Source organism: Micromonospora sp. WMMD708 (assembly GCF_049315245.1).
Classification (GTDB): Bacteria; Actinomycetota; Actinomycetes; order Mycobacteriales; family Micromonosporaceae; genus Micromonospora; species Micromonospora wenchangensis.
On sequence record NZ_CP186060.1, the window covers coordinates 4,417,491 to 4,442,312 of the forward strand.

Annotated in this window: 24 protein-coding genes and 1 pseudogene; 13 read left to right on the forward strand and 12 right to left on the reverse strand. The window is 72.2% G+C overall.

What is annotated here, in order from left to right; genetic code table 11:
* Positions 1 to 45: 45 nt before the first annotated feature.
* Genes glgA through ACN260_RS19635 form a run of 3 tightly spaced genes read left to right on the forward strand, consistent with a single transcriptional unit; the run spans position 46 to position 1,821 of the window.
* Positions 46 to 1,248: a glycogen synthase gene (gene glgA / locus ACN260_RS19625; RefSeq protein WP_422752481.1), complete on the forward strand. Its 1,203-nt coding sequence runs from the start codon at positions 46 to 48 to the stop codon at positions 1,246 to 1,248.
* A 43-nt stretch (positions 1,249 to 1,291) separates the two neighbouring features.
* On the forward strand, positions 1,292 to 1,567 hold the full coding sequence (locus ACN260_RS19630; protein WP_067303547.1) for a type II toxin-antitoxin system Phd/YefM family antitoxin: 276 nt from the start codon (positions 1,292 to 1,294) through the stop codon (positions 1,565 to 1,567).
* Entirely contained in the window at positions 1,564 to 1,821 is a 258-nt protein-coding gene (locus ACN260_RS19635) for a Txe/YoeB family addiction module toxin (RefSeq protein ID WP_145918750.1), read from the forward strand. Before ACN260_RS19630 ends, ACN260_RS19635 begins: the two co-directional genes overlap by 4 nt.
* 49 nt (positions 1,822 to 1,870) lie before the next feature.
* Here the strand turns inward: ACN260_RS19635 and ACN260_RS19640 are convergent, their stop codons facing one another.
* The 4 genes and pseudogenes from ACN260_RS19640 to ACN260_RS19655 all read right to left on the reverse strand — a co-directional run.
* A complete protein-coding gene (locus ACN260_RS19640; RefSeq protein ID WP_422752482.1) occupies positions 1,871 to 2,290 on the reverse strand; it encodes a type II toxin-antitoxin system VapC family toxin in 420 nt (139 codons plus the stop codon).
* Positions 2,291 to 2,315: 25 nt separating this feature from the next.
* Positions 2,316 to 2,555, reverse strand: a complete 240-nt coding sequence (locus ACN260_RS19645; RefSeq protein WP_422752483.1) for an AbrB/MazE/SpoVT family DNA-binding domain-containing protein — start codon at positions 2,553 to 2,555, stop codon at positions 2,316 to 2,318.
* A 59-nt stretch (positions 2,556 to 2,614) separates the two neighbouring features.
* Positions 2,615 to 3,106 (reverse strand): hypothetical protein, encoded by a 492-nt coding sequence (locus ACN260_RS19650; protein WP_422756886.1) that lies wholly within the window; start codon positions 3,104 to 3,106, stop codon positions 2,615 to 2,617.
* 527 nt (positions 3,107 to 3,633) lie between these two features.
* Positions 3,634 to 4,065, reverse strand: a pseudogene (locus ACN260_RS19655) (helix-turn-helix domain-containing protein); the annotation flags it as partial.
* A 178-nt stretch (positions 4,066 to 4,243) separates the two neighbouring features.
* Here ACN260_RS19655 and ACN260_RS19660 point away from each other — a divergent pair.
* Together ACN260_RS19660 and ACN260_RS19665 are read left to right on the forward strand one after the other, a co-directional pair.
* Positions 4,244 to 4,471 carry a winged helix-turn-helix domain-containing protein gene (locus tag ACN260_RS19660; RefSeq protein WP_204927966.1) on the forward strand — a complete coding sequence of 76 codons (228 nt, stop codon included), beginning with the start codon at positions 4,244 to 4,246 and terminating at the stop codon, positions 4,469 to 4,471.
* Positions 4,472 to 4,642: 171 nt separating this feature from the next.
* Positions 4,643 to 4,999: a GntR family transcriptional regulator gene (locus ACN260_RS19665; RefSeq protein ID WP_422752484.1), complete on the forward strand. Its 357-nt coding sequence runs from the start codon at positions 4,643 to 4,645 to the stop codon at positions 4,997 to 4,999.
* An 86-nt stretch (positions 5,000 to 5,085) separates the two neighbouring features.
* On the opposite strand, the gene ACN260_RS19670 is transcribed toward ACN260_RS19665, so the two are convergent.
* Positions 5,086 to 5,397: a hypothetical protein gene (locus ACN260_RS19670; RefSeq protein ID WP_422752485.1), complete on the reverse strand. Its 312-nt coding sequence runs from the start codon at positions 5,395 to 5,397 to the stop codon at positions 5,086 to 5,088.
* A gap of 68 nt (positions 5,398 to 5,465) precedes the next feature.
* Positions 5,466 to 5,774, reverse strand: coding sequence for a hypothetical protein (locus ACN260_RS19675; RefSeq protein WP_422752486.1), 309 nt, complete (start codon positions 5,772 to 5,774; stop codon positions 5,466 to 5,468).
* Positions 5,775 to 5,942: 168 nt separating this feature from the next.
* Between ACN260_RS19675 and ACN260_RS19680 the strand changes: the two genes are divergently transcribed.
* Positions 5,943 to 8,162 carry a maltotransferase domain-containing protein gene (locus ACN260_RS19680; RefSeq protein ID WP_422752487.1) on the forward strand — a complete coding sequence of 740 codons (2,220 nt, stop codon included), beginning with the start codon at positions 5,943 to 5,945 and terminating at the stop codon, positions 8,160 to 8,162.
* Complete coding sequence (gene glgB / locus ACN260_RS19685; protein WP_422752488.1) at positions 8,150 to 10,252, forward strand: 1,4-alpha-glucan branching protein GlgB; 2,103 nt, start codon at positions 8,150 to 8,152, stop codon at positions 10,250 to 10,252. Before ACN260_RS19680 ends, glgB begins: the two co-directional genes overlap by 13 nt.
* Before the next feature lie 31 nt (positions 10,253 to 10,283).
* On the opposite strand, the gene ACN260_RS19690 is transcribed toward glgB, so the two are convergent.
* Positions 10,284 to 11,324, reverse strand: coding sequence for an App1 family protein (locus ACN260_RS19690; RefSeq protein WP_422752489.1), 1,041 nt, complete (start codon positions 11,322 to 11,324; stop codon positions 10,284 to 10,286).
* A gap of 150 nt (positions 11,325 to 11,474) precedes the next feature.
* Here ACN260_RS19690 and yaaA point away from each other — a divergent pair, with 150 nt between their 5' ends.
* The 3 genes from yaaA (at position 11,475) to ACN260_RS19705 (ending at position 14,103) form a co-directional block, all read left to right on the forward strand.
* Positions 11,475 to 12,275: a peroxide stress protein YaaA gene (yaaA, locus tag ACN260_RS19695; protein ID WP_422752490.1), complete on the forward strand. Its 801-nt coding sequence runs from the start codon at positions 11,475 to 11,477 to the stop codon at positions 12,273 to 12,275.
* A 97-nt stretch (positions 12,276 to 12,372) separates the two neighbouring features.
* Positions 12,373 to 13,038 (forward strand): hypothetical protein, encoded by a 666-nt coding sequence (locus tag ACN260_RS19700; protein ID WP_422752491.1) that lies wholly within the window; start codon positions 12,373 to 12,375, stop codon positions 13,036 to 13,038.
* Positions 13,039 to 13,140: 102 nt separating this feature from the next.
* Positions 13,141 to 14,103 carry a TAXI family TRAP transporter solute-binding subunit gene (locus ACN260_RS19705; RefSeq protein ID WP_422752492.1) on the forward strand — a complete coding sequence of 321 codons (963 nt, stop codon included), beginning with the start codon at positions 13,141 to 13,143 and terminating at the stop codon, positions 14,101 to 14,103.
* 4 nt (positions 14,104 to 14,107) lie between these two features.
* On the opposite strand, the gene ACN260_RS19710 is transcribed toward ACN260_RS19705, so the two are convergent.
* The 5 genes from ACN260_RS19710 to ACN260_RS19730 all read right to left on the reverse strand — a co-directional run bounded on the left by ACN260_RS19710 (position 14,108) and on the right by ACN260_RS19730 (position 21,250).
* Positions 14,108 to 15,529 (reverse strand): ATP-binding protein, encoded by a 1,422-nt coding sequence (locus ACN260_RS19710; protein ID WP_422752493.1) that lies wholly within the window; start codon positions 15,527 to 15,529, stop codon positions 14,108 to 14,110.
* A gap of 10 nt (positions 15,530 to 15,539) precedes the next feature.
* Positions 15,540 to 16,196: a response regulator transcription factor gene (locus ACN260_RS19715; RefSeq protein ID WP_363656582.1), complete on the reverse strand. Its 657-nt coding sequence runs from the start codon at positions 16,194 to 16,196 to the stop codon at positions 15,540 to 15,542.
* Positions 16,197 to 16,365: 169 nt separating this feature from the next.
* Positions 16,366 to 18,120, reverse strand: a complete 1,755-nt coding sequence (locus tag ACN260_RS19720; RefSeq protein ID WP_422752494.1) for a CDP-glycerol glycerophosphotransferase family protein — start codon at positions 18,118 to 18,120, stop codon at positions 16,366 to 16,368.
* 246 nt (positions 18,121 to 18,366) lie between these two features.
* The gene (locus ACN260_RS19725) at positions 18,367 to 20,373 is read right to left on the reverse strand and encodes a DUF6077 domain-containing protein (protein ID WP_422752495.1); all 2,007 of its coding nucleotides are present in this window, start codon (positions 20,371 to 20,373) and stop codon (positions 18,367 to 18,369) included.
* 241 nt (positions 20,374 to 20,614) lie between these two features.
* A complete protein-coding gene (locus tag ACN260_RS19730) occupies positions 20,615 to 21,250 on the reverse strand; it encodes a TetR/AcrR family transcriptional regulator (protein ID WP_357932920.1) in 636 nt (211 codons plus the stop codon).
* Between the two features lie 178 nt (positions 21,251 to 21,428).
* On the opposite strand from ACN260_RS19730, the gene ACN260_RS19735 reads away from it, so the two are divergent.
* The 3 genes from ACN260_RS19735 to ACN260_RS19745 all read left to right on the forward strand — a co-directional run bounded on the left by ACN260_RS19735 (position 21,429) and on the right by ACN260_RS19745 (position 24,812).
* Entirely contained in the window at positions 21,429 to 22,322 is an 894-nt protein-coding gene (locus ACN260_RS19735) for an ABC transporter permease (protein WP_422752496.1), read from the forward strand.
* Positions 22,315 to 23,133, forward strand: a complete 819-nt coding sequence (locus ACN260_RS19740) for an ABC transporter ATP-binding protein (protein WP_422752497.1) — start codon at positions 22,315 to 22,317, stop codon at positions 23,131 to 23,133. The genes ACN260_RS19735 and ACN260_RS19740 overlap by 8 nt, the downstream gene beginning before the upstream one ends.
* Before the next feature lie 170 nt (positions 23,134 to 23,303).
* Positions 23,304 to 24,812 carry a D-ribitol-5-phosphate cytidylyltransferase gene (locus tag ACN260_RS19745; RefSeq protein ID WP_422752498.1) on the forward strand — a complete coding sequence of 503 codons (1,509 nt, stop codon included), beginning with the start codon at positions 23,304 to 23,306 and terminating at the stop codon, positions 24,810 to 24,812.
* Positions 24,813 to 24,822 lie beyond the last annotated feature (10 nt).

Consider the following 24,822-nt stretch of genomic DNA (forward strand, 5'->3'; position numbering starts at 1 on the left):
TTCCGCGACCGGTGCGCGGCCGGAATCTGCACTAGGGTGCCGGGCATGAGCGACTCCGCCCCGCTGCGCGTGGACCTGCTGACCCGCGAGTACCCGCCGGAGGTGTACGGCGGGGCCGGGGTGCACGTCGAGTACCTGGCCCGGGAGTTGCGCCGGCTCGCCGACGTCCGGGTGCACTGTTTCGGCGCGGCGCGCGACGAGCCGGGCGTCACCGCGTACCCCGAGCCGGCCGACCTGGGCGGCGCGAACGCCGCGCTGCGCACCATGGGCGTCGACCTGGCGATGGCCGCCGGGTGCGCCGGCACCGACGTGGTGCACAGCCACACCTGGTACGCCAACCTGGCCGGGCACACCGCCAAGCTGCTGTACGGGGTGCCGCACGTGGTGACCGCGCACAGCCTGGAGCCGCTGCGCCCGTGGAAGGCCGAACAGCTCGGCGGCGGCTACGCGCTCTCCTCCTGGTGCGAGCGGACGGCGATGGAGTCCGCCGACGCGATCGTCGCGGTCAGCGCGGGGATGCGGCGGGACGTGCTGACCGCCTACCCGGCGGTGGACCCGGACCGGGTCCGGGTGGTCTACAACGGCATCGACACCACGCAGTACTCCCCCGACCACGGCACCGACGTGCTGGACCGGCTCGGCATCGACCCGTCCCGCCCCAGCGTGGTCTACGTCGGGCGGATCACCAGGCAGAAGGGTCTGCCGTACCTGCTGCGGGCGGCCCGGGAACTGCCCGCCGACACCCAGCTCGTGCTGCTCGCCGGCGCCCCGGACACCCCGGAGATCGCCGCCGAGGTCCAGGGGCTGGTCACCGAACTGCGGGCCAACCGGTCCGGGGTGGTCTGGGTGGCCGAGATGCTGCCCAAGCCCGAGGTGATCCAGGTGCTCACCCACGCCACCGTCTTCGTCTGCCCCTCGGTCTACGAGCCGATGGGCATCGTCAACCTGGAGGCGATGGCCTGCGAGACGGCGGTGGTGGCGACCGCCACCGGCGGCATCCCCGAGGTGGTCGCCGACGGCGAGACCGGGCTGCTGGTGCCGATCGAGCAGGCCGGCGACGGCAGTGGCAACCCGCTGGACCCGGACCGGTTCGTCGCCGACCTCGGCAAGACGATCAACGAGCTGCTGGCCGACCCGCAGCGCACCGAGGAGTTGGGTCTCGCCGGCCGGCGGCGGGCCGTCGAGCACTTCTCCTGGGACGCGATCGCCGTCCAGACCCTGGAGCTGTACCGCTCGCTCCTGGAATGACCAGGGTCAGGTACAGTTTTCTGTACCTACCTCGGAGGTGGTCATGCGGACCGTGAACTTCACCCAGCTACGGCAGAACCTGGCCGCCGAACTCGACAGCGTCATCAACGACGCGGAGGAGGTGGTGGTGACCCGGTCGGGTCACGAGCCGGTGGTCATCGTGCCGCTGGCGGAGTACGAGTCGATGAAGGAGACCGAGTACCTGCTGCGCAGTCCGGGCAACGCGGCAGCCCTGCGCCGATCGATCGCGGAACTCGACGAGGGTGACGCCACCGAGCGGGAACTGGTCGACCCGACGACCGTACGGGACGTCGCGTGAGGCTGGTCTTCACCGCGACGGCGTGGAACCAGTACCTCAGCCACACGGACCGCAAGCTGGTCAAGCGCATCAACGATCTCATCGCCGACGTCATGCGCAACGAGTACGAGGGCATCGGCAAGCCGGAGCCCCTGCGGGGTGAGCTCTCCGGCTTCTGGTCCCGCCGGATCGACCGCGAACACCGGCTGGTGTACCGGGTCACCAAGGACGACGTCGAGATCATCGCCTGCCGGTACCACTACGGCGACAGGTAGCCCAGCCTGCCCTACGCTAGCGCCGCACAGACCAGGCGACAGACGGCCGTCACTCGCTGGGCGCGATCAACTTCAGCGTCGGGAAGTACGAGCGGTAGCGGCTGCTGTCGCGGGTGAGCAGGCGGTAGCGGCAGACCGCCGCGTGCGCGCCGATGTAGAAGTCGGCGATCGGCGAACGCTTGTTGCCGCCCTGCCGGCGGTATCGCGCATGCGCCTTGCCGGCCAGGAAGCCCGCCGGGTAGGGCAGTTCCTCACGGAGGACATCCGTGGCGGGCAGCGCGGCGTCGAGCTCCTCGACACCGTCGAACCGCACGGACACCTCGGCGTACACGATCGGATTGATCACCAGAACGCCCTCGTCGCGGGCGCTGGCCAGGGCCTCAGCCGACCAGTCGGCCCATTGCGGGTCCTCGGTGAAGACGTCCAACAGGACGTTGGTGTCGACCAGCGTGGCAACTGTCTCCGGCACCCGAGCCCCGACAGCCCGGATCCGTTCACTCCCCACGGAGCAGGTCCATCAGGTCCTCGGTCGACATTCCCTGCACCTCCGGGGCGCTGCCCCTGCCGCGCATGTGCCGGACCAGACGCTGACCACGGGTCTCAGCGTCACTGACGCGCACGATGAGCAGTGCGCCGCCTTCCTCGATCACGTCGACCTCATCACCCTCGTGCAGGTTGTACCGAACCCGCAGTTCCGCCGGGATCGTCACCTGACCCTTGCTGTTCAACTTCACGGCAGCCCCCTAGATACGTAATACAGATGATACGTGTCACAGGTCTCTGTCCGGGGCCGTCAGGTGACGTGGAGGGTGGCGGCGAGGCGGGTCAGGGCGGGCGGGGCGGCGGAACGGGCCACCACGGCGACCAGGGGGCGTACCGCCGGGCGGTCGTGGACCTCGTTGCGGACGGTTCGCTCCGCTTCGAGCACCGCCCGGCCGGCGCGGAGCAGGTTACCGTCGAGCACGTAGGCACGGGCGGCGTCGAGCAGGTACGCGGCCCGGTGCTCAGGGGGCAGCCACCGCCACTCGTCGCCCGCCACCAGCCGCTCGTGGCGTACCGTCGCCGCCGTGATCTCGCCGAGGGCGGCCTCGGCGACCACCCGCGCGGCCTCGACCGCCGCGCCGCCGCCCTCGGCCCCGGCATCCCGGGCGGCCCGGCCGGCCCGGCCGAGCAGGTCCCGGGCGGCCCGGCCGTCACCCCGCCCGGCGGCGGCCAGGCCGGCCTGGAGCAGCAGCGTGGCGAGCAGCGCCGGGTCGGTTGACGGGTCGTCACCGGTAGTCGACACGGTAGCCCGTGGCGTGCCCGGGGAACGCCCCGGCAGGAGGCGGTGGGCGGCGACGGCGGCGGCCTCCATCGCGCCCGCCGCCGGCCGCCGTGGCGCAGGGCCTGGGCCAACGGCACCGTGGCGGTGGCGGCCACCCACGCGTCCTTCGTGACCTGCGCGGCGGCCAGCGCCCGGTCGGCGGCCAGCCAGGCCACCTCCGGCCGGTCGACCTTGAGCAGCACCAGCGCGACCAGGCCGTACGCCCGGGCCAGCAGGCCGTCGGTCGCCCGGCCGGGCCGGAGGGCCCGCGCCGCGCGGACGGCGTCGACCAGGCCAGGCAGCAGGACGAGCAGTTCCGGGTACCGGGCGTGCCGGTAGCTCTGCTCCGCGTGGGCCAGGCGGGTGCGTAGCTCCGCGATGTCGGGCGGCCGGGCTGGCGGCTCGACGTGGTAGCGGGCCAGCGCGGCCAGCACCGCGTCGACCCCGGTGGTGGCGGTCTCCGGTCGCGCCGGCTCCCCCGCCGACCCGGCGAGCAGCACCTCCAGGTCGATCCGGAGCGTCTCGGCGACCATCCGGAGGTTGGACACCTGCTCCAGCCGGCGTACCCCGCGCTCGACCTTGTCCACCCAGCTCTTCGACTTGCCGAGATGGTCGGCGAACTGCTGTTGCGTCATGTTGCGCCGCACCCGCCACTGGGCGACCCGGCGGCCCACCGGCAGCTCGTTCACCGCCGGCCCGTCCCGCTCACCGCGAAACCCCCACCACGAGCAGCACGAGTACGCACACCGCGACCGCCACACCGTAGGCGAACCGCCGCCGACGCAGCAGCGTGCGGCGCGACCGGACCGGCACGGGCACCCGGTCGCCATCCGGCAGCGGAGCAGGACCACCCGGCACCGGGTACGCCCCTCGCAGCGGCCCCTGATGTGGACGCCCATCCATCCATACCTCCTCATGAGTGTGCCAGAGATGCAGGTCATGGCCGACGGCCGGATGGTTGTGCATGTTTGCCGATTCCGACCGGGAGGCGATCCGATGCTGACGAGAAAGCCCTCCTGACAGGGACCAACTTAGGACCCTCAGGCACCTGAGTCAACACAGAGTCCACACCGCGTCGCGCCTGGTGAGATTCTGGACCGGCTGACGAGAGGTGGTCCCATGCCCCGCAAGCCCGTCTATGAACAGGTCGTTGACGACGTCATCGCGTCGATTCGCAGCGGCACGCTCAAACCCGGCGACAGACTGCCGACGATCGCCCAGCTCGCCCAGCAGTACAGCTCTTCCGACAACCCGATCAAGCGAGCCCTCTGGATTCTGGATGAGCGGGGCTGGATCGAGGTACACCAGGGCAAGGGCTCATTTGTGGCACCGAAGCCGCCCGCATAGCGCGGGAACCGCTACTGGACACCCGACAGCCCGGAATAGCTTGCCCGCCCGCACAATGCGTAACCCCGACGGGGGTACCACTCTCCAGAAGGTCGTATGACTGTCAGGCATATTTATGCCTGACAGGAATACAGGTTCTCCGACGATAGTGTTGCCGAACGGAGCCGGTCCATGACCATCCCGATGGGCTATCGGAAGGTCGCCGCCGACCTGCATGCCCGCATCCAGCAGGGCGAGTACCCACCGGAGAGCCGGCTGCCCACCTACGCCGAGTTGGCCCAGCTCTACTCGGCAAGCGTCTCGACCGTGCAGCGAGCGGTGATGCTGCTACAGGCCCACGGGATCATCATCGGCATCTCCGCTCGGGCGCAGCGGATGCGGCGGGCCACCCGGCAGTGGGAGACAGCATCCTCCGCCAGCCACTCGCCAATACGGCGTGCCCGGCTGGCAGGGACATGCCAGCCGGGCACACGTGTCTCCGGACAGGTGACGCGGGGAGGGGATTTCCGACGCGGGGCAGGGGCCTGAAGGGGGAGGGACCTACCGCACGGCCGGCCACGCGGCAGCCGCCGGAGAGCTACGGGCAGGTCGGACGCCTGCGCGAACCCGGGGAACTACGAGCAGGGCCGGACCCAGGCGGTGCTGACCCAGCCGTTGGTGTCACCCGAGGCGTCCCAGAGCGAGACGTGGTAGCGGCCGTTGGCCTCCTGCGCGGCGAACATCCGGGTGTTGTAGCCGACCGAGTGCGGCCACTTCGTGGTCGACGAGGTGCTGTCCACGAACACGGACAGGCTGACGGCGGTGGAGCACTTGCTGTACTGGTAGTAGGCGGCCTGCGCGGCACCACCGGTCACCACGGCCGCGCCGAGGCTGGTCAGGGCGGTCACCGTCAACAGGGCTGCCGCGCGCTTGCCGATCGTGCTCATGGGGTACCTCCGGATCTTCGGGTGGGTGGGTCGGGGCCGCGTCGTCGTCAGAGTCGGCGGCGGGCCGCTCAGCAGGCGCGGACCCAGGCGGTGCTGACCCAGCCGTTGGTGTCACCCGAGGTGTCCCAGAGCGAGACGTGGTAGCGGCCGTTGGCCTCCTGCGCCGCGTACATGACGTTGTTCCAGCCGATCGAGTGCGGCCACCGCGTGGTCGACGAGGTGCTGTCGACGAAGAAGGAGAGCGAGACCGCATCGGAGCACTTGCGGTACTGGTAGTAACCGGCCTGGGCGGCGGTGCCGGGCACCACACCCACGGCGAGGCCAGCGATCGAGGCACCCGCCACGAGGGCCGCCGCGCGAGATTTGAGCCGATTCATCCTACCTCCAGATCATGATCCGTCGATTGACCCGGCCGACCATACACACGTGGTGATCAGCCCGCAACGCCACGTGTCCGGAGCTGGGCGAACGTCCGACGGGGCGGCCGGCGGGAGAAGGGGTCGCTTGGTTGAGCGCGAGGGGATCTCGCACAGTAGGTTGAGCGGGTGAGCGGACGGTTCCCGATCGAAGACGTCTCCCCCGTCGTCGCCTGCGGTCGCTACCCGGCCAAGGCGGTGGTCGACGAGTTGGTGCCGGTGTCGGCCCGCGCCTACCGGGAAGGCCACGACGCGCTCGGCTGCAACGTGGTCTGGCACGGCCCGGACGGCGTGACCCGCCCGTTCACCCGGATGCGCCCCGGCGAACCGGGGCAGGACCGCTGGCACGCCACCATCCGACCGGACGCGGTCGGCGAGTGGACCTTCACCGTCGAGGCGTTCCAGGACCCCTACCTGACCTGGCAGAACGCGGTGACCAAGAAGGTCGCCGCCGGGCAGGGGGCGGCCGAGCTGGCCAACGACCTGGCCGAGGGCGTGCGGGTGCTGACCGCCGCGCTGGAGCTCGTACCGGCCGGCGACGTCGGGCGGGTCGAGGCGGCGGTGGCCGCGCTGGGCGACAAGGAGGCCGAGCTGGCCCACCGGGTCGCCCCGGCCCTCGACCTGGCCGACCTGCTCTGGGCCCATCCGGTGCGGGAACTGGTCACCACCGGCACCCCGCACCTGCTCTGGGTGGACCGCCCCCGGGCGCTCTTCTCCGCCTGGTACGAGTTCTTCCCCCGCTCCGAGGGCGCCATCCCGGCCACCGTCGACGCCCCGGCCCGCTCGGGCACCTTCGTCACCGCGATGGACCGGCTGCCCGGGGTCGCGGCGATGGGCTTCGACGTGCTCTACCTGCCACCGATCCACCCGATCGGCCGGGTCAACCGTAAGGGCCGCAACAACGCGCTGACCGCCGGCCCCGACGACGTCGGCTCGCCGTGGGCGATCGGCGCGGCCGAGGGCGGCCACGACGCCATCCACCCCGACCTGGGTACGCCTGAGGACTTCCGTGACTTCGTCGCCGCCGCCGCCGAGCAGGGCCTGGAGGTGGCGATGGACCTGGCGTTGCAGTGCGCCCCTGACCACCCCTGGGTGACCGAGCACCCGGAATGGTTCACCACCCGCGCCGACGGCAGCATCGCGTACGCGGAGAACCCGCCGAAGAAGTACCAGGACATCTACCCGGTCAACTTCGACAACGATCCCGAGGGCATCCGGGCCGAGGTGCTGCGGGTGGTGCGGCACTGGATCGGCGAGGGCATCCGGATCTTCCGGGTGGACAACCCGCACACCAAGCCGTTCGACTTCTGGCACTGGCTGATCGCCGAGGTCAAACGCACCGACCCGGACGTGCTCTTCCTGGCCGAGGCGTTCACCCGGCCGGCGATCATGCACGGGCTCGGCAAGATCGGCTTCACCCAGTCGTACACCTATTTCACCTGGCGCACGACGGCCGCGCAGATGCGGGAGTACTGCGAGGAACTGGTCGCCTCGGTCGACTGGATGCGGCCCAACTTCTGGCCCAACACCCCGGACATCCTGCACGAGTCGTTGCAGCACGGCGGACCGCCGATGTTCAAGATCCGGGCGGTGCTGGCCGCGCTGCTCAGCCCGTCCTGGGGCATCTACGCCGGGTTCGAGCTGTTCGAGCACGTCGCCCGGCCCGGGGCCGAGGAGTACCTCGACAACGAGAAGTACGAATTGCGCCCCCGCGACTGGGCCGGCGCGCAGGCACACGGTCGCTCGCTCGCCCCGTTCGTCGCCACCCTCAACCGGGTCCGCCGCGAGCACCCGGCCCTGCACCGGCTGCGCAACCTGGTCTTCCACGACATCGACAACCCGGCGCTGCTCTGCTGGTCCAAGCACGACCCGGACACCGGCGACACGGTCATCGTGGTCTGCTCGTTCGACTCGCAGACCGTGCAGTGGGGCAACACCACACTGGACATGCCGGCGCTCGGCTTCGACTGGCACGAACGGTTCACCGTGCATGACGAGCTGACCGGGGCCAGCTACGAATGGGGGCAGCGCAACGCGGTCCGGCTCGACCCGTACCTGCAACCCGCGCACGTGCTGACGGTCCGGCGTCCGCCGACACCGCCGGCCGTGCCGCCGGCCGGTGCGGAACCGGCCGAGTTGACCGTGACGGAGGTGCCCGCCGAGCTCTCCGGCGGCACCGCCCCGACCACCCCCGCCGCCGGGGCCGGGGCCGACCAGCCGCCCGGCCCCGCCGCACCCCGCCCCGCCAGGGGCCGCCGTGGCAGGACCGGTAACACCAGGACCGGCCGTGCCCCGCACGGCAGCACCCCGACCGACCCCGCCCCGAAGGACGACCGATGGACCAGCTGATCGCCGGCGCGACGCACGACCCGCACGCCCTGCTCGGCGCGCACCCCGCCGACGGGTGGACCACGATCCGCACCATGCGGCGCGGCGCGGGTGACGTGGCGCTGCTCGTCGGCGACGACCGGCACCCGATGAAGCGGGTGCACGACGTCGGCATCTTCGAGGCCCGCGTCGAGGGCAGCGTGCTCGACTACCGGGTCGACATCGACGGGTGGGTCACCGACGACCCGTACCGTCACCCGCCGACCCTCGGTGAGCTGGACCTGCACCTGATCGGCGAGGGCCGGCACGAACGGCTCTGGGAGGCGCTCGGCGCGCGGGTCCGCGACGACGGCGTCGCGTTCGCGGTGTGGGCCCCGAACGCCCGTGGGGTACGGGTGGTGGGCGACTTCACCGGCTGGGGGGCCGACGACGGCTGGCCGATGCGCAGCCTCGGGTCCAGCGGCGTGTGGGAGATCTTCGTGCCCGGCGCACCCGAGGGGGCCCGCTACAAGTACCGCGTCCTCGGTGCCGACGGCCGGTGGCGGGACAAGGCCGACCCGCTGGCCGCGTACGCGGAGGTGCCGCCGGCCACCGCGTCGGTGGTGCACCGGTCCCGCTACGAGTGGACCGACGCGCAGTGGCTGGAGCAGCGGGCCCGCCGGCAGCCGCACCGGGAACCGATGAGCGTGTACGAGGTGCACCTCGGCTCGTGGCGGCCCGGCCTCGGCTACCGCGAGCTGGCCGAACAGCTCACCGCGTACGTCACCGAGATGGGCTTCACGCACGTGGAGTTCCTGCCGGTGATGGAGCACCCGTTCGGCGGTTCCTGGGGCTACCAGGTCACCGGCTACTTCGCGCCGACCTCCCGGTTCGGCGACCCGGACGACTTCCGCTACCTGGTGGACCGGCTGCACTCCGCCGGCATCGGGGTGCTGCTGGACTGGGTGCCCGCGCACTTCCCCAAGGACGAGTGGGCCCTCGCACGCTTCGACGGCACCCCGCTCTACGAACACCCCGACCCGCGCCGCGGCGAGCACCCCGACTGGGGCACGTACGTCTTCGACTTCGGTCGCCGCGAGGTTCGCAACTTCCTCGTCGCCAATGCCCTCTACTGGTGCGACGAGTTCCACGTCGACGGCCTGCGGGTGGACGCGGTCGCCTCGATGCTCTACCTGGACTACTCCCGCCCCGAGGGGCAGTGGCTGCCCAACCAGCACGGCGGCCGGGAGAACCTGGAGGCGATCGCCTTCATGCAGGAGGTCAACGCGACCGTCTACAAGCACCACGCCGGGGTGGTGATGATCGCCGAGGAGTCCACCGCCTGGCCCGGGGTGACCCGGTCCACCGCCGACGGCGGGCTCGGCTTCGGTTTCAAGTGGAACATGGGCTGGATGCACGACACCCTGCTCTACACCGCGAAGGACCCGATCTACCGGCAGCACCACCACCATCAGCTCACCTTCTCCCTGGCGTACGCCTGGAGCGAGAACTACGTGCTGCCGATCAGCCACGACGAGGTGGTGCACGGCAAGGGGTCGCTGGCCGGCAAGATGCCCGGCGACACCTGGCAACGGCTGGCCAACGTACGGGCCCTGCTGGCGTACATGTGGGCGCACCCGGGCAAGCAACTGCTCTTCATGGGCTGCGAGCTGGGCGACGACCGGGAGTGGAGCGAGGAACGCGGCCTCGACTGGTACCTCCTGCACGATCCGGCGCGGGCCGGCGTGCAGCGGCTGGTCGCCGACCTCAACGCCGCCTACCGGGACACCCCGGCGCTGTGGGCGCAGGACACCGACCCGGCCGGGTTCCGCTGGATCGCCGGGGACGACGTCGCCAACAACACGGTCTCCTTCGTCCGGATCGCCCCGGACGGCGCGACCCTGGTCTGCGTGGCGAACTTCTCCGCCGGGCCGCTGGAGGACTACCGGGTCGGCCTGCCGGCCGCCGGCACCTGGACCGAGGTGATCAACACCGACGCCCACCACTACGGCGGGTCCGGGGTGGGCAACCTCGGCGCGGTGCACGCCCAGGACGTCCCCTGGCACGGCCTGCCCGCCTCGGTGTCGCTGCGGGTGCCCCCGCTCGGCGTGCTCTGGCTCCGCCGCGACTGAACCCCGCTGCACGGGACGCCGGTCGGGCCGTTCAGACCAGGCCGGCGTCGCGGAGCAGCTTCCACAGGCCCGCCCCGTCCGGGGCGGAGAGCCACTTCTGCCCCACCGGCCCCGCCGACGACGGCCGGTCGTTCGGCACGGGCAGGCTACCGGCGAGCACCGACTGGGTCGGGGAGAGCCGGCGGATCGCCACCCCGGCGACGTTCTCCGGATGGGCGGCGGCGAACTCCCGGTAGATCTCCTGGTCGTGCTGGCCGTCGTCGCCGATCAGCAGCCACCGCACGTCGGGGAACTCGGCGGCCAGCCGGGCCAGGGTGGCCCGCTTGTGTTCCCGGCCGCTGCGGAACCAGCGGTCGGCCGTCGGCCCCCAGTCGGTGAGCAGCAACGGGCCGGCCGGGTAGAGGTGCCGGGACAGGAACCGGGTCAACGTCGGCGCGACGTTCCACGCGCCTGTCGACAGGTAGAACACCGGGCTGCCCGGGTGGGCGGTGACCAGGCGTTCGTAGAGCACCGCCATGCCGGGCACCGCCGTACGGGCGTGCTCGTCGAGGACGAAGGTGTTCCAGGCGGCCAGCATGGGCCGGGGCAGCGCGGTCACCATCACCGTGTCGTCGATGTCGGAGAGGATGCCCAGGCGCACCTCCGGGTCGATCACCCGGACCAGCGCCTCGACCGGTTCGGCGTCGGCGACCCGCAGCCGCACCGACGCCCAGCCGGGGGTGAAGTCGGCCTTGACCACGGTGTCGACGAAGCCGCTGCGGTCGGCCCGGGCGGTGTGCACGCCATCGCCGGCCTCGATGGTGACGTCGACGTGCTTGGCGGGCAGGGTGGCGAAGCTGCGCCAGCCGCGGACCTTCTCCAGCCGGCCCTGCCGCCGGTCGGGGCGGCTGAGCAGCACCCGGCACAGCACCCGGGCCCAGCCGGGGGCACCGTAACCGGCGTACGCGACGATGTTGGGCTGCCACCCGGTGCGCCGCAGCCGGCGCTCCACCAGTTGGTGCAGGGCGTCCTCGATCCGCGCGGCCCGGTGCAGGGTGGGTACGGCCAGCTGACCTGCGGTGGTGGAGGGCACGGTGCAACCCTGCCACAGGTGTCCGGCAGCGGCCAGGCGAGCGCCCCGGTAGTAGGCCGGCCCACGCCGGGCCGGGATGTGCTGGTGGGCACGGGAGCGGCCCGAGCGGCGTCCGGTCGTGACGCCGGCCCCGGCCCGTACGCTGTGCCGGTGCTCATCCTGCTGCCGCCCTCCGAGGGCAAGGCCGACGCCGGCACCGGCCGTCGGCTCGACCTGACCCGGCTCAGCCTGCCCGAGCTGACCCCGGCCCGCGAGGAGGTGCTGGGCGCGCTGATGACGCTCTGTGCCACCGGCCGGTCCGACGCCGCCGCGGACGCCGCGCTGGCCGCCCTCGGGTTGAGCGCCGGTCAGCGGGGCGAAGTGGCCCGTAACGCCCGGCTGGACCGGGCCGCCACCGCACCCGCCGGGCAGGTCTACACCGGGGTGCTCTACGAGGCGCTCGGCCTGGCCACCCTGCCGCCCGGGGCGCTGCGGACGGCCCGCCGCACCGTGCTGGTCAGCTCGGGCCTGTGGGGCGCGGTCCGGCTCGCCGACCGGATTCCGCCGTACCGGTGCCCGATCGGGGCGCGGTTGCCGGGGGTGGGGGCGCTGTCGGCGTACTGGCGGCGGGTGCTGTCACCGGTGCTGACGGCGGCGGCCGGCGGCGGACCGGTGCTGGACCTGCGCTCCGCCGCCTACGCGGCGACCTGGACGCCGCCGGCGGAGCTGGCCGGTCGGACGGTCACCGTGCGGGTGTTGCACGAGCGCCGGCCGGGCGAACGCTCGGTGGTCAGTCACTTCAACAAGGCCACCAAGGGGCGGTTGGTGCGTGACCTGCTACTGGCCGGGGCCCGGCCCCGGACCGCGACCGCGTTGATCGGCGCGTTGCGTGACCTGAAGTACCCGGTGGAGGAGCAGCCGGTGACGGCGGGGCGGCCCCGGCAGATCGACGTGGTGGTGACCGAACTCTAGGAACGCAAGATTTCCTCAATTCCGGTGCCGATGGCTGGAGGCGGACCGACCGGCAGGCGACCGTTAGGGGAGTCCCCCGTCGAGAAGGAGCGGTCCGATGACCTCCGAACCCCGCCTGCTCGACCGGCCACGCCTCCCGTCGTCCCCGCCCCCGCTGGACTGGCTGACCCTGGCCGACGCGTTCGAGGTGGCCTGCCTGGTGCGCTGCACGCCGGCACCGACGGCCCGCCCGCACGCCCCCACGCCGCCGCAGCGGGGGGTCGTGGAGTTCAACCGGGAGGACGCGGCGCTGCGGATGCGGCAACTGCTCGCCCGGCTCGACGTCCCCGTCGAGCACGAGGTGGTCACCGGTGGCCTGCGCCGCCGGTACGAGCTGCACCGGTTGCACGTGTCGGCGGATCACCGCGCCGGATTCACGCAGCTGCGGGAGGCGGGCTGGCGGCAGGGACGACGGGAACTGCTCGGACCGGCCGTCGGGTCCTCCACCCCGAGGGCCGCCTGGCGGACCCGGCTCGCCTCGGCCGCCTGGCGTTCCGCCCTGCTGGCCGGCGGCCGGCACGTCCGGCGGCACATCCTCGGCATCCGGCTGGCCGACCGGGAACTCGCCGCCGTACTGATCCGGTCGGCGGCGCTGCTGGAGGTGCCGGCGCTGCTACGCCCGGGGGCCGGCTGCCTGGTGGTGAGCGTCGCGGACGGACCGGACCGGCTGCGGATCATGGAACGGGCCGCGTTGGCACCCGCCCGGACCCCCACCCTGGTCTGAGCACGGCCACCGGCCACCACACCGCCCGCTGACCCGGGGCTCAGACCGGTCACCGGCGGCCCGAGCTTGCGCCGGAGCCGGTGACGGCGCAGAGTGCACCGCGTGAGCCGTAGCCGGACCGGGCGCGGCCGGCGGTCCGCCTCCGCCGGCGGGACGCTGCTGATGCTGCTGGTCGTGGTGCTCGGTGGGCTGGCCGCCTGCCAGGAATCCCCCGACGAGCCGATCCGGATCCGGATCGCCACCGGCAGCCCGACCGCCGTCTACCATGCCTTCGGTCAGTCGCTGGCCACCGTCCTCAACCGCGAGCTGCCCGATGTCCGGGCCAGCGTGGTGGTCACCGCCGCCTCCGCCCAGAACGTCCGGCTGGTCGGCTCCGGCGCCGCCGAACTGGGTTTCACCCAGGCCGACGTCCTCGACACCAGCCCGACCACCCCGCCGCGGGTGCTCGCCGTGGCCCGCGTCTACGACGACCTGCTGCACCTGGTCACCACGGCCGGTGGACCGATCCGCGACCTCGCGGACCTGCGCGGGCGGCGGGTCTCGGTGGGGGCGGCCGGCTCCGGCACCGAGGTCACCGTGACCCGGCTGCTGGAGGTGGCCCGGCTCGGCGGGGACCAGGTCCGCCAGGAGCACCTCGGGTTGGACGACTCGGTGGCGGCGTTGCGCGCCGGGAAGATCGACGCCTTCTTCTTCTCCGGTGGCCTGCCGGTACGCGGGGTGGAGGCGCTGGCGGACGCCACCTCGATCCGGCTGGTGAACCTCGGCGAGTGGACCGAGCCGCTGCGCCGCGCCTACCGGGAGGTGTACGTCTCCCGGGACGTCCCCCGCTCGGTGTACGGGGTGGACCCGGTCACCACCGTCGCCAACCCCAACTACCTGATCGTCCGGGCGGACCTGCCCGAGCCCCTGGTGCGCGAGGTGACCCGGCTGCTCATGGAACGCCGGTCGGAGCTGGCCGCCGCCCACCCGGCAGCCGGCCGGATGAGTCCCCGCTCGGCGATCGCCACCACACCGTTACCGCTGCACCCGGGCGCGGCCGACTGGTACCGGTCGGCCAAACCCTGACCGCTCAGCCGGCGGGCGGGGCCGCGTCGACGGACCGGGCATCGGATCCGGGGTCGGTGTCGGGCGGGGCGGGGAACCACAACTCGGCGACCAGGCCACGCGGTTCGCCGGGATGCATGGTGAGCCGGCCGTCGGAGGCGTCCACCAGCACCGCCACGATGGTCAGGCCGAGACCGGCGCCCTCGATGTTCTGCGCGTCCGGGGCCCGCCAGAACCGCTCGGTGGCCTGGTCGAGCTGGCCCGAGGTCATCCCCGGGCCGGTGTCGCGCACCTCCAGCGCGGTGCCCCCGTCGGCGTGCCGGACCGCGACGGTCACCTCACCGCCGTCACCGCTGAACTTGATCGCGTTGTCGATCAGCGCGTCCAATGCCTGGTCGACCGCGGTCGGCACGGTCCGGGCGTGGGCCGGACCGGACGCCACCAGGCGTAACGTGACCGACCGGTGCCGGGCCAACGGTTCCCACGCGGCGACCCGGGACGCGGCCACCGCCGCCGCGTCCACGGTGACCCGTTCGTTCTGCTCCCGCTCGGCGCGGGCCAGGGTGAGCAGCCCGTCGAGGACCAGCGCCAGCCGGTCGGTCTCCTCCAGGGCGAGCCGGTGCTCGGCCCGGCCGTCCTGGTCGACCACGCTCGGCCCCAGTTCCTCCACCCGCAGGCGCAGCGCGGTCAGCGGATTGCGCAACTGGTGGCTGGCGTGCGCGACGAAGGCCCGCTGCCGGTCCATCACGTCGGCGACCACCGCCGCCATGTGGTTGAAGTTGGCCGCCAGCCGGCGCAGCTCCGGCGGCCCCCACCGGTCCTGCACCCGGGCGCCCCGGTCCCCCTCGGCGATCTCGTGGGTCACCGCGTCCAGCTCGGTCACCGGGCGCAACACCCAACCGGCCAGCCCGAACGCGGTGGAGACGCAGGCCAGCACGGCGAGCAGCCCGATCCCGGCCAGCAGCAGCCACCACGCGGTCACCGTGCGGCGCACCTTCGCCACCGGGGTGGCGGTGACCACCGCACCGAGCACCTCACCGCCGTCGTTGATCGGCACCGCCACCACCAGCGGACCGTCCACCCACGGCCAGACCGAGTCCGGCCCGTTGAACTGCTGCCCGGCCAGCGCGGTGTCCAGGGCCGCCCGGGTGTCCCGGCCGGTGTGCCAACTCGTCGACACCACCAGCGCCCGGCCGTCCCGGTCGACGACGGCCGCCCCGATGCCGTAGAGCTGGTCGTAGCTGACGAGTTCGCCGGTCAGCGGCCCCGCCCCGCCGCCGCGCAGCGCCGGCCCGGCCAGCGAGGCGAACCGGGTGGCGTCGGCGAGCCGGTCGGCGCGGACCCGGTCGGTCTCCCGGGACGCCAGGGTCGCCGCGAGGGGTGTCTCCAACGCCAGGAGCACCAGCACCATCAGCAGCAGGTAGCTGATCACCAGTCGACGCCGCACCGGCTGCCCCTCACTCGCCCCGGAGCCGGTAGCCGACCCCGCGTACGGTCTCCACCAGCCGGGGGTCGCCGAGCTTGCCGCGCAGCGAACCGACGTGCACCTCGACGGTGTGCCGGTCGGCCCAGGTGGTGCCCCAGACGTCGAGCAGGATGCGGTCCCGGGGCACCGCCGTACCGGGCTGACGGGCCAGCGAGAGCAGGATGTCGAACTCCTTACGGGTCAGCGCCACCGGCTGGCCGTCGACGGCGACCGTCCGGGCGGCCACGTCGATCCGGACCGACCCGACCTCGATCAGGTCCCGGGCCGGCGCGGCGTGCGCCGCCCGCCGCAGCACCGCCTCGATCCGGGCCTGCAACTCCACCATCGAGAACGGCTTCACCACGTAGTCGTCGGCGCCGAGCCGCAGGCCGAGCACCCGGTCGCGTTCCTCGCCCCGGGCGGTGACCGCGATGATGCCGAGCTGGCTGCTGCGCCGCCGCAACTCCCGGCACACCTCCGTGCCGTCCCCGTCGGGCAGGGTGAGGTCGAGCAGGACCAGGTCACAGGGGGCGGCGGAGAGCGCGGCGGCGACGGTGGCGGCGTGCTCGACCTCGTACCCGCGTCGGGTCAGCGCCGAGGCGAGGGCGGCGGCCACCCGTCGGTCGTCCTCGACCAGCAGGATGCGCACCGGTGACCCCCATTCGTCGTACGGATGTCGAGCGAATGGTGGCAGAAGCGTCGGCGAGGGGGAAACGGTGGGCGACCCCGCGCCGGTCACCGGGGGCCGTCACCAGCCGCCCGGGAAACGACGCGGGACCCGGGGCGGGCGTCCGCCCCGGGTCCCGCGGCCTGGTCGGTCAGCGGCAGAGCCGGCCGATCTCCTCCTGGAACCGGTCCATCGGGTTGGCCTCGGCCGGGCCGAGCAGGTAGGTCTTCAGCTCCCGCCGGGCCTCGGTCATCGGGTCGTCGCCGGCCCGGGTCACCGCGACGATCTTCTCCAGCTCGCCGCAGTCCCGGGACAGCAGGTACGCCCCCCGGGAGGTGGGGAACTCGCGCCGGAACTCGTCCTCCGGCAGCCCGCTCGGGTTGGCCACCACGTACGGCCGCTGGCTCTGCACGAAGTCGGAGACCACGCTGGAGATGTCGCTGATCAGCAGGTCGGTCTGGTTGAAGCAGTCGAACAGGGCGGGGACCCGGCCGGTGACCACCCGGTGCCCGGGGCCGTCCAACGAACCGGAGTCGGGGTCACCGCCGGCGGCCCGGATCAGCGACACCAGCCGCTCGTGCGCCGCCCGGGCCTCCTTGGAGCGGGAGCCGGTCAGCGGGTGCGGCTTGTAGACCAGGCGCACCTGCGGCGAGGCGAGCACCCCCCGTACGATCCGCTCCCCCATCAGCACCAGCGAGGTGTGGTACGGGTCGTCGTCGAGCCAGCCCTCCCAGGTGGGGGCGTACAGGACGGTGAACGGCCGGTCCGGGGCGGTCCCGCCGAAGGTGTGCACCCCGGCGAGCTGCGGCCGGCCGATCTCCACGATGTCCTCGTCGCGGACGCCGACCGCGGCCCGCGCGTACCGCTCCCGGCCGGCCAGGCCGGCGACCCACACCTCGTCGTACACCTTGCTGTACGGGTTGACGCTGGCCTGCTTGTCGCTGTCGCCGTGGCCGACGAACACGTGCTTCATGCCCGGCTCGCGCAGCATGTGGATGTTCGCGCCGACGTTGGCCGCGTAGAGGGCGGCCCGCACCGTGCCCAGTTCGAGGTTCATGAAGTCCGGGCCGGTCGGCACGCAGATCACCGGCAGCCGGGTGTCGGCCAGCTCGAAGAACGCCTCCCTGCTGCGCATCAGCACGACCGCCCGCTGGTGCAGCGCCTCGGTCGGGGCCAGCCACATGTTCGCCTGGTAGACGTCCTTGGCCGGGCCGGCGAAGTAGAGCGCGACCTCGGGACGGTAGCCGTCGATCCAGCGCTGGAGCACCGGCAGCACCGGGCTCTTGCCGGTGCCCCGCCCGCGCAGCCAGGTCACCGCGACGACCGCGCCGACCAGGGCGGCGAGCCCGGCGGCCAGCGCGGCGACCGCCAGCATGACGGTGACGTCGGTGCGGACGGCCGCGACCACGGCGGCCGGGATCAACAGCACGTTGAGCACCGCGAGCGGGACGCCGGCCAGGGCGGCGGCCCATCCGGGCGGGCGGGGGGCCGAGCGGATCGGACCCAGCTCGATGTTGCGGACCAGCGCGGAGACCGGGTTACGCCTGTCGATCATGGTGTTGAGTGCGCCCGAGAACACGGCGGTCACCCAGACCGCCGCCGGCAGCACCAGCAGCCAGGTCAGCTCGACCCCGGTGAGCGGGACCGTGGCGGCGACCAGCAGCACGCTGGCCAGGTCGCGGCTGAGCTGCCGGTAGCCCCGGTTGAGGCCGACCTTCTCCAGCAGCGTCTCCGAGGGGGGCGACCAGCGGGTGACGGCGAACTCGCCGACGACGGCGGCCAGCCCGGCCACGGCGAACAGGGCCACCCATCCGAAGCCGCCCGCGACGAGCATGACCAGGTAGGACAGCACCAGCAGCGCGCCTCGGGCGGCGGTGCCGGTGCGTTCCAGTAACGAGCCGAACAAGGGGGACGCTCCCTACGAGATCGATGACGGGCGGGGGCGGGGGCCGGGGCCTGGACGTCGAGGCGGACACGTCGCCCAGGGTGCTCGCACCGGGTCGGCGCAGACAGCCACCTTGACGGTCCCGCCACGCCGACGTGACTGCGACCTTAACGCGAAGGAACGAGTGGGTACCGCCCGGGTATCCCTTGGCATTCCGACCAAATCGCCCGTCGGCAACGCTCCGGCGTCCGTTCCTCGTGTCGGGGATCAGGGACCGCCGACCGGTGTGACCGGCTCCTTGCTGCGGTAGCAGTACATCCCGCCGGGGGATTTCCTGGAGGCGAACCGCTCGATGCCCAACGTCGGTGCCGCGTCGACGACCGCCCGGTTGTTCTTCCACACACACACCACGCTGACACCGACCCGGCCCATCGCCGCCTTCACATCGGACACCGGCACCGCCTCGGTGCCGTCGGCGAACCTGCCGAGCAGCAGCCGGTCCTGCGAGAACTGGCTCTCCATGTCGTAGTCGGTGAGGTAGAGGTCACGCGCCATCACCACCCGAACCCGCGTGGTGACCTGCGGCAGCGCACGCATGACCGGTGTGGGGGCGAGCACCAGACCCGGCGGTCGGTCGAGCCGGGTGATCCAGAAGGCCACGTCCTTGCGGGTCTCGGGCATCCGCCAACTCGGCTCGGCCTGGACGACGTTCGCCGTCCACATGGGTGACCCGTACACGGCGAAGGCGAGCACGAGGACGACGGGAAGAGTGACGGCGAGCACCCGGTTCAGTACGCCCCACCGGGGTGGGCGGAGCACCGCCAGCATGCCCACGAGCGCCGGAACCGGCACGATCCACGGGATCCGCCACAGCACCGCCGTCAGCCCGGTCAGGCCGCCTGCGGTGGCCGCCACCCCCGGGATTAGCAGGAGCGTCACGGTGAGGGCCGCCCCGGCGACCAGAACCCGTGGTACGCCACGACGGAGCAGAACCGGCCCGCACCACATGGCGATGCCGGCGATGACGCCGAGGATCCCCAACCACAGGGTGAGCTCGTAGATCGTGCGCAGCGGCCGCAGCTCGATGTAGGTCGCCACCGCCTCGTCGAGGCCGCCGCTGGCGAATCTCGCACCGACCCCCACCAGCAGGGGGTACGTCGACGCGGCGGCGAAGCACAGCGCCGCGTCACGCCACCGCCGCGTCAGGACGAGCATCGACACCGCGGCCACCGCCAACAGGGGCAACAGGATGACCGCGGTGGTCGTCAGCCCGACGGCGGCGACCGACAGCAGCCCCAGCAACACCAACGACCGCCGCGCGCGGGTTTCGAGGAAGTCGGTGAGGTACACCCAGGCGAGCGGAATGAGCGCGTGGACGAAGACGCTCTTGCCCTGCGTCAACCGGGGCAGATGGTAGGTGTTCAGCGCGTCCGGGTATCCGGCCACCAGCACGATGTAGGTCAACGCCACGCCGAACACCAGCAACGGCCGACGCGGGGCCCAGCGCTGCACCAGCCGCCACAGGGCCAGGACCGCGAAGATCGCCAGCAGCGGCAGCACGATGTACCAGGTGGTCGATGCGGCATGCACGTGCAGGACGCGGGCCAGCGCCCCGACGAACACCTCGAAGGACGGGACCGGGGGGTTCGCCGAGCCCGCCGGAAGGACCCCTTCGGTGAACAGGAAGTCCCGGTAGGGGATCTGATCGCGTTCGGCCACCCAGACCGACTTGCCGACGTAGAAGACGTCGTCGAGGGAGACCCGGGCGATGAACGTCGAGAACACGGCAGCAGCCAGGGCGGCGAGCATCACCACGTACGCCTGTGCCGGCGTCGTACCGGTCCGGGCAGGGCCGCCCGGGACGGGGTCACCCGGTTCGGTGGACCGCCGCGACGACGCCCAGCCGGAGACGACCGCCACCACCCCGAGGACCACGGCCAGCCACCAGCTCAGCGGCCCGGTGCCGAGCGCGGCGAACAGCGCCGCACCGATGCCGGCACCGATCGGCAGCGCGTAGCGACGGAGCGGTGCGGCCCGGTCGGCCGCCGTTGCCGGCACACCGGTCGCCTCCGCCTCGTGCGCGGGCCGCCCGGTGTTCCGGCGGCGACGACCGACCCGCCAGCCCACGTAGGCCGCCACCGGCAGGGTGAGCACCCAGGCGACGAACACGACGGAGGGACGGAGACCCAGCACGAGGTTGAGGTGGTAGAGCATCGTCCACAGGGCGAAGCCGACGACGGCGGCATCGGTGAGGACGACGGGCGCGGCCGACACCAAGGCGTTGAACCGACGTAGGAAACCCGTTCCGGACGTCGGCTCCCGTCCTCTATCGGCTGGCGCGGGTGGCCCAACAGCGACTTCGACTTCCGTCACGAGCCGTCCTTCTGGTTGTTCCGTGCTCGGACCGGGCGGCCACCCTGGTGTCGGCACGGGATGTTCCCGGATGGGCGGGGAGAGCCCGACCGGCGCTCCCTCAGGTCAGTTTCGACGGCACGCGGCCGCTGAACACGGTCACTCACCCTACCGAAGGCTCCCGCTGGCGGGGCACGGTGCCGTTCGCGGTCAACCCGGCCGCCACCGACTCCACCAGCAGATCCAGGTAGCTCGGGGTGAGCGGGGTACGCGCGATGGCCAGCCGCCAGTACAGCGGGCCGACGATCAGGTCGACGGCCGCGTCGGCGTCGGTGTCGGCGGGAAGTTCGCCGCGTTGCACCGCCAGGCCGATCAACCGGCCGCCGATCTCCTGCTGCTTGGCCCGCAGGAGCTGCTGGAGGGTGGCGTCGATGGTCGGGTTGCGGGCCGCCTCGGCGAGCAGGTCGGGGATGATCTGCGAGGCCAGCGGATGGCTGAGCGCGTGGGCGATCACCTGGAACAGCAGCGTCAGGTCGCCGCGCAGGCTGCCGGTGTCCAGCGCCGGCAGCTTGTTGCCGGCGGCGGCCACCACGGTCTCGATCACCAGGTCGAGCTTCGAGTTCCACCGCCGGTAGATCGCGGTCTTGCTCACCCCGGCCCGGCGGGCCACCGCCTCGATGGAGAGCCGCCCGTACCCGACCGCGGCGAGTTCCTGCATCAGGGCACGGCGGATGGCTCTGGTGATGTCGCCCCGCAGCACCGCGGCACCGGCCGGCGGACGCCTCTTGTCGCTGGTCATCGGGGACTCTTCGCACCTGTCACGGGGGCCAATGTAGCGCAACGACGGTACGGTTGCGTCCCGACGTGTTTTGGACTACCGTCCACGCAGCGACGAGGCTGCCCCGGCACCGCGCCGACCCACGGATCCCCATCGTCGCGCGCATCCCGTTGGTACGAAAGATCGGAGCGCCCTTCCCATGGCCACCACCGCGCTGGTCGACCCCGAAACGGGCCTGACCCAGGCGCAGCTGGCCGCTCGGCACGGACTGAGGGTCGCCGGTGAGCGCCCCTCCCTGACCGAGTACAGCCGCAGACTGTGGGCCTACCGGCACTTCACCGCCGCGTACGCCAACGCCAAACTGGTCGCTTCGTACAGCAACGCCAAGCTGGGCCAGATCTGGCAGGTGCTCACCCCGCTGACCAACGCCGCCGTCTACTACCTGATCTTCGGCGTGGTGCTCGGGCAGAACACCATCCCGAACTTCATCGCGTACCTGACCACCGGGTTGTTCATCTTCAACTTCACCCAGAGCGCGGTGCTGGCCGGCACCCAGTCGATCAGCGGCAACCTGGGGCTGATCCGGGCACTGCACTTCCCCCGGGCCTGCCTGCCGCTGGCCGCCACGCTCACCCAGTTCCAGCAGCTGCTGGCCTCGATGATCGTGCTGGTCGGCATCGTCCTGGTGACCGGCGAGCCGATCACCCTGGCCTGGCTGATGCTGCCCCCGGCACTGCTGCTGCAGGCGCTGTTCAACGCGGGGATCGTGATGGTGGTCGCCCGGATGGGCTCCAAGGCCAGCGACCTCAAGCAGGTCATGCCGTTCATCCTGCGCACCTGGATGTACGGCTCCGGCGTGCTCTACAGCGTCAAGCTGTTCGACCGGCTGCCGGAGTGGGCCTCGACGCTCATCCAGTTCAACCCGATCCTGGTCTACATCGAGTTGGCCCGGTACGCCCTGCTGGAGCAGGCGCCGCTGCTCAACGAGTCGGTGACCCAACTCTGGCTGGTGGCGTTCGGCTGGGCGGTGCTGGGTGGCATCGCCGGGTACGTCTACTTCTGGCGCGGCGAACAGGAGTACGGCCGTGGATGACCGGTACGAGACGTCCAACGACGTCACAGTGACCCTGCCCCGGGTCGTCGAGCGGATCCCCACCGTGGTGGTCGACGACGCACACGTGATCTACCGGGTGCACAAGGGCGCCGGGGGCGGGACCACCCCGGTGGCCGCGCTGCGCCGGCTGGTCAAGCGCTCCTCCGCGCCGAACATCCAGGAGGTGCACGCGGTCAAGGGGGTGTCGTTCACCGCCTACCGGGGTGAGGCGATCGGCCTGATCGGCAGCAACGGCTCCGGCAAGTCGACCCTGCTGCGCACCATCGCCGGGCTGCTCCCGGTCAACCGGGGCGCGGTCTACACCCAGGGCCAGCCGTCCCTGCTCGGGGTGAACGCCGCCCTGCTCAACGACCTGTCCGGTGAGCGGAACGTCACGCTGGGCTGCCTGGCGATGGGCATGCAGCCCGACGACGTGGCCCGGATGACCCCGGAGATCATCGAGTTCTCCGGCATCAACCAGCGCGGCGACTTCGCCAGCCTGCCGATGCGGACGTACTCCTCGGGCATGGCCGCCCGGCTGCGGTTCTCCATCGCCGCCGCCAAGAAGCACGACGTGCTGCTGATCGACGAGGCGCTCGCCACCGGCGACAAGGGCTTCCGCAAGCGCAGCGAGCAGCGGGTGCGGGAACTGCGCGAGGGGGCCGGCACGGTCTTCCTGGTCAGCCACCAGCTCTCCTCGGTGCGGGACACCTGCGAACGGACGATCTGGTTGGAGTCGGGGCTGATCCGGATGGACGGGCCCACCGACGAGGTGATCCGGGCGTACGAGGCATTCGCCAACGGCAAGTAGTATTCCGGGCGCGCGTACCGCATCGACTCGACGCCCGGCGGACCGCGTCGTCCCGTTGGGGCGGCGCGGTCCGCGCGTTAAGGTTCATCCCGTCGCCACGCTGGCGCAATCTTCCGTTCAGGGCGACCCCCGGGACGCGTGCAGACATCCCCCGAGAGTGAGGATCGGCAATGACGCAGGACCACACCACTGGCCCGGACGCCACACCGGAGACCCCGGCGCCGTGGCGGCCCTCGCGGACGGTGGCGGTGGTGCTGGCCGGAGGCACCGGGACCAGGCTGGGCCTGGGCATCCCGAAGCAGTTACTGAAGATCGCCGGCAAGCCGATCATCGAGCACACCCTGGCCGTCTTCGAGGCCGCCCCGGAGATCGACGAGATCATCGTGCTGATGGCCGCCGGGCACGTCGCCGAGGCGCAGCAGATCGTCGACAAGGCCGGCTTCCGCAAGGTCAGCAAGGTCATCTCCGGCGGCGACACCCGCAACGCCACCACCCGGATCGCGCTGGACGCGGTCGGTGACGGTGACGTCAACATCCTCTTCCACGACGCGGTCCGCCCGCTGGTCAGCGCCCGGATCGTCCGCGAGTGCGTGAACGCGCTGTGGAGCTACTCGGCCGTCGACGTGGCCATCCCCTCGGCCGACACGATCATCCAGGTCGACGAGGACGAGTGCATCACCGACATCCCGGTCCGGTCCCGGCTGCGCCGGGGGCAGACCCCGCAGGCGTTCCGCTCGGGCACCATCCGGGAGGCGTACCGGCGGGCCGAGGGCGACCCGGACTTCGCCGCCACCGACGACTGCGGCGTGGTGCTGCGCTACCTGCCCGGCACCCCGATCAAGGTGATCGACGGCTCGGACGAGAACATCAAGGTCACCCACCCGGTCGACGTGCACCTCGCCGACAAGCTCTTCCAGCTCGCCGCCGCCCAGGCCCCCCGGCTGTCGCACCGCAGCTACACCGAGGAGCTGGCCGGACGCACGATCGTCATCTTCGGCGGCAGCTACGGCATCGGGCACGACCTGGCCGAGCTGGCCCGCAGCTACGGCGCGCAGGTCTTCCCGTTCAGCCGCTCCAGCACCGGCACCCACGTCGAGCAGGCCGGCGACGTCGAGGCCGCGCTGAAGACCGCCTTCGAGGCCACCGGCCGGATCGACCACGTGGTGGTCACCGCCGGCATCCTGGAGAAGGGCGCGCTGGCCGAGATGGACGAGGAGACCATGGACCGGGTGCTCCAGGTCAACTTCGTCGGGCCGGTGATCGCCGCCCGGCAGTCGCTGCCGTACCTCCAGCAGACCAAGGGGCAGCTGCTGCTCTACACGTCCAGCTCGTACACCCGGGGCCGGGCCCAGTACGCGCTCTACTCGTCGACCAAGGCGGCGCTGGTCAACCTGACCCAGGCGCTGTCCGACGAGTGGGCCGAGTACGGCGTCCGGGTCAACTGCATCAACCCCGAGCGCACCGCCACCCCGATGCGCACCAAGGCGTTCGGCGAGGAGCCGGAGCACACCCTGCTGGCCGCCGAGACGGTCGCCCAGTCCTCGCTCGACGTGCTGATCTCCGACCTCACCGGTCAGGTGATCGACGTCCGGCGGGCCCCCGGCGAGGCGGCCCCGGTGCCCGCCCAGCCGACCGCGGCCGAGCAGGACCGGCTGCCCAGCGGCGTCGACGCCGGCTGACCCGACCCCG

Excerpts from the sequence above, each read along its gene's own strand:
- glgB (WP_422752488.1), top strand. The coding sequence starts at position 8,150 with ATGGACCAGCTGATCGCCGGCGCGACGCACGACCCGCACGCCCTGCTC.
- ACN260_RS19665 (WP_422752484.1), top strand. The coding sequence starts at position 4,643 with ATGACCATCCCGATGGGCTATCGGAAGGTCGCCGCCGACCTGCATGCC.
- ACN260_RS19745 (WP_422752498.1), top strand. The coding sequence starts at position 23,304 with ATGACGCAGGACCACACCACTGGCCCGGACGCCACACCGGAGACCCCG.
- ACN260_RS19630 (WP_067303547.1), top strand. The coding sequence starts at position 1,292 with ATGCGGACCGTGAACTTCACCCAGCTACGGCAGAACCTGGCCGCCGAA.
- ACN260_RS19675 (WP_422752486.1), bottom strand. The coding sequence starts at position 5,774 with ATGAATCGGCTCAAATCTCGCGCGGCGGCCCTCGTGGCGGGTGCCTCG.
- ACN260_RS19670 (WP_422752485.1), bottom strand. The coding sequence starts at position 5,397 with ATGAGCACGATCGGCAAGCGCGCGGCAGCCCTGTTGACGGTGACCGCC.
- ACN260_RS19735 (WP_422752496.1), top strand. The coding sequence starts at position 21,429 with ATGGCCACCACCGCGCTGGTCGACCCCGAAACGGGCCTGACCCAGGCG.
- ACN260_RS19660 (WP_204927966.1), top strand. The coding sequence starts at position 4,244 with ATGCCCCGCAAGCCCGTCTATGAACAGGTCGTTGACGACGTCATCGCG.
- glgA (WP_422752481.1), top strand. The coding sequence starts at position 46 with ATGAGCGACTCCGCCCCGCTGCGCGTGGACCTGCTGACCCGCGAGTAC.
- ACN260_RS19730 (WP_357932920.1), bottom strand. The coding sequence starts at position 21,250 with ATGACCAGCGACAAGAGGCGTCCGCCGGCCGGTGCCGCGGTGCTGCGG.
- ACN260_RS19700 (WP_422752491.1), top strand. The coding sequence starts at position 12,373 with ATGACCTCCGAACCCCGCCTGCTCGACCGGCCACGCCTCCCGTCGTCC.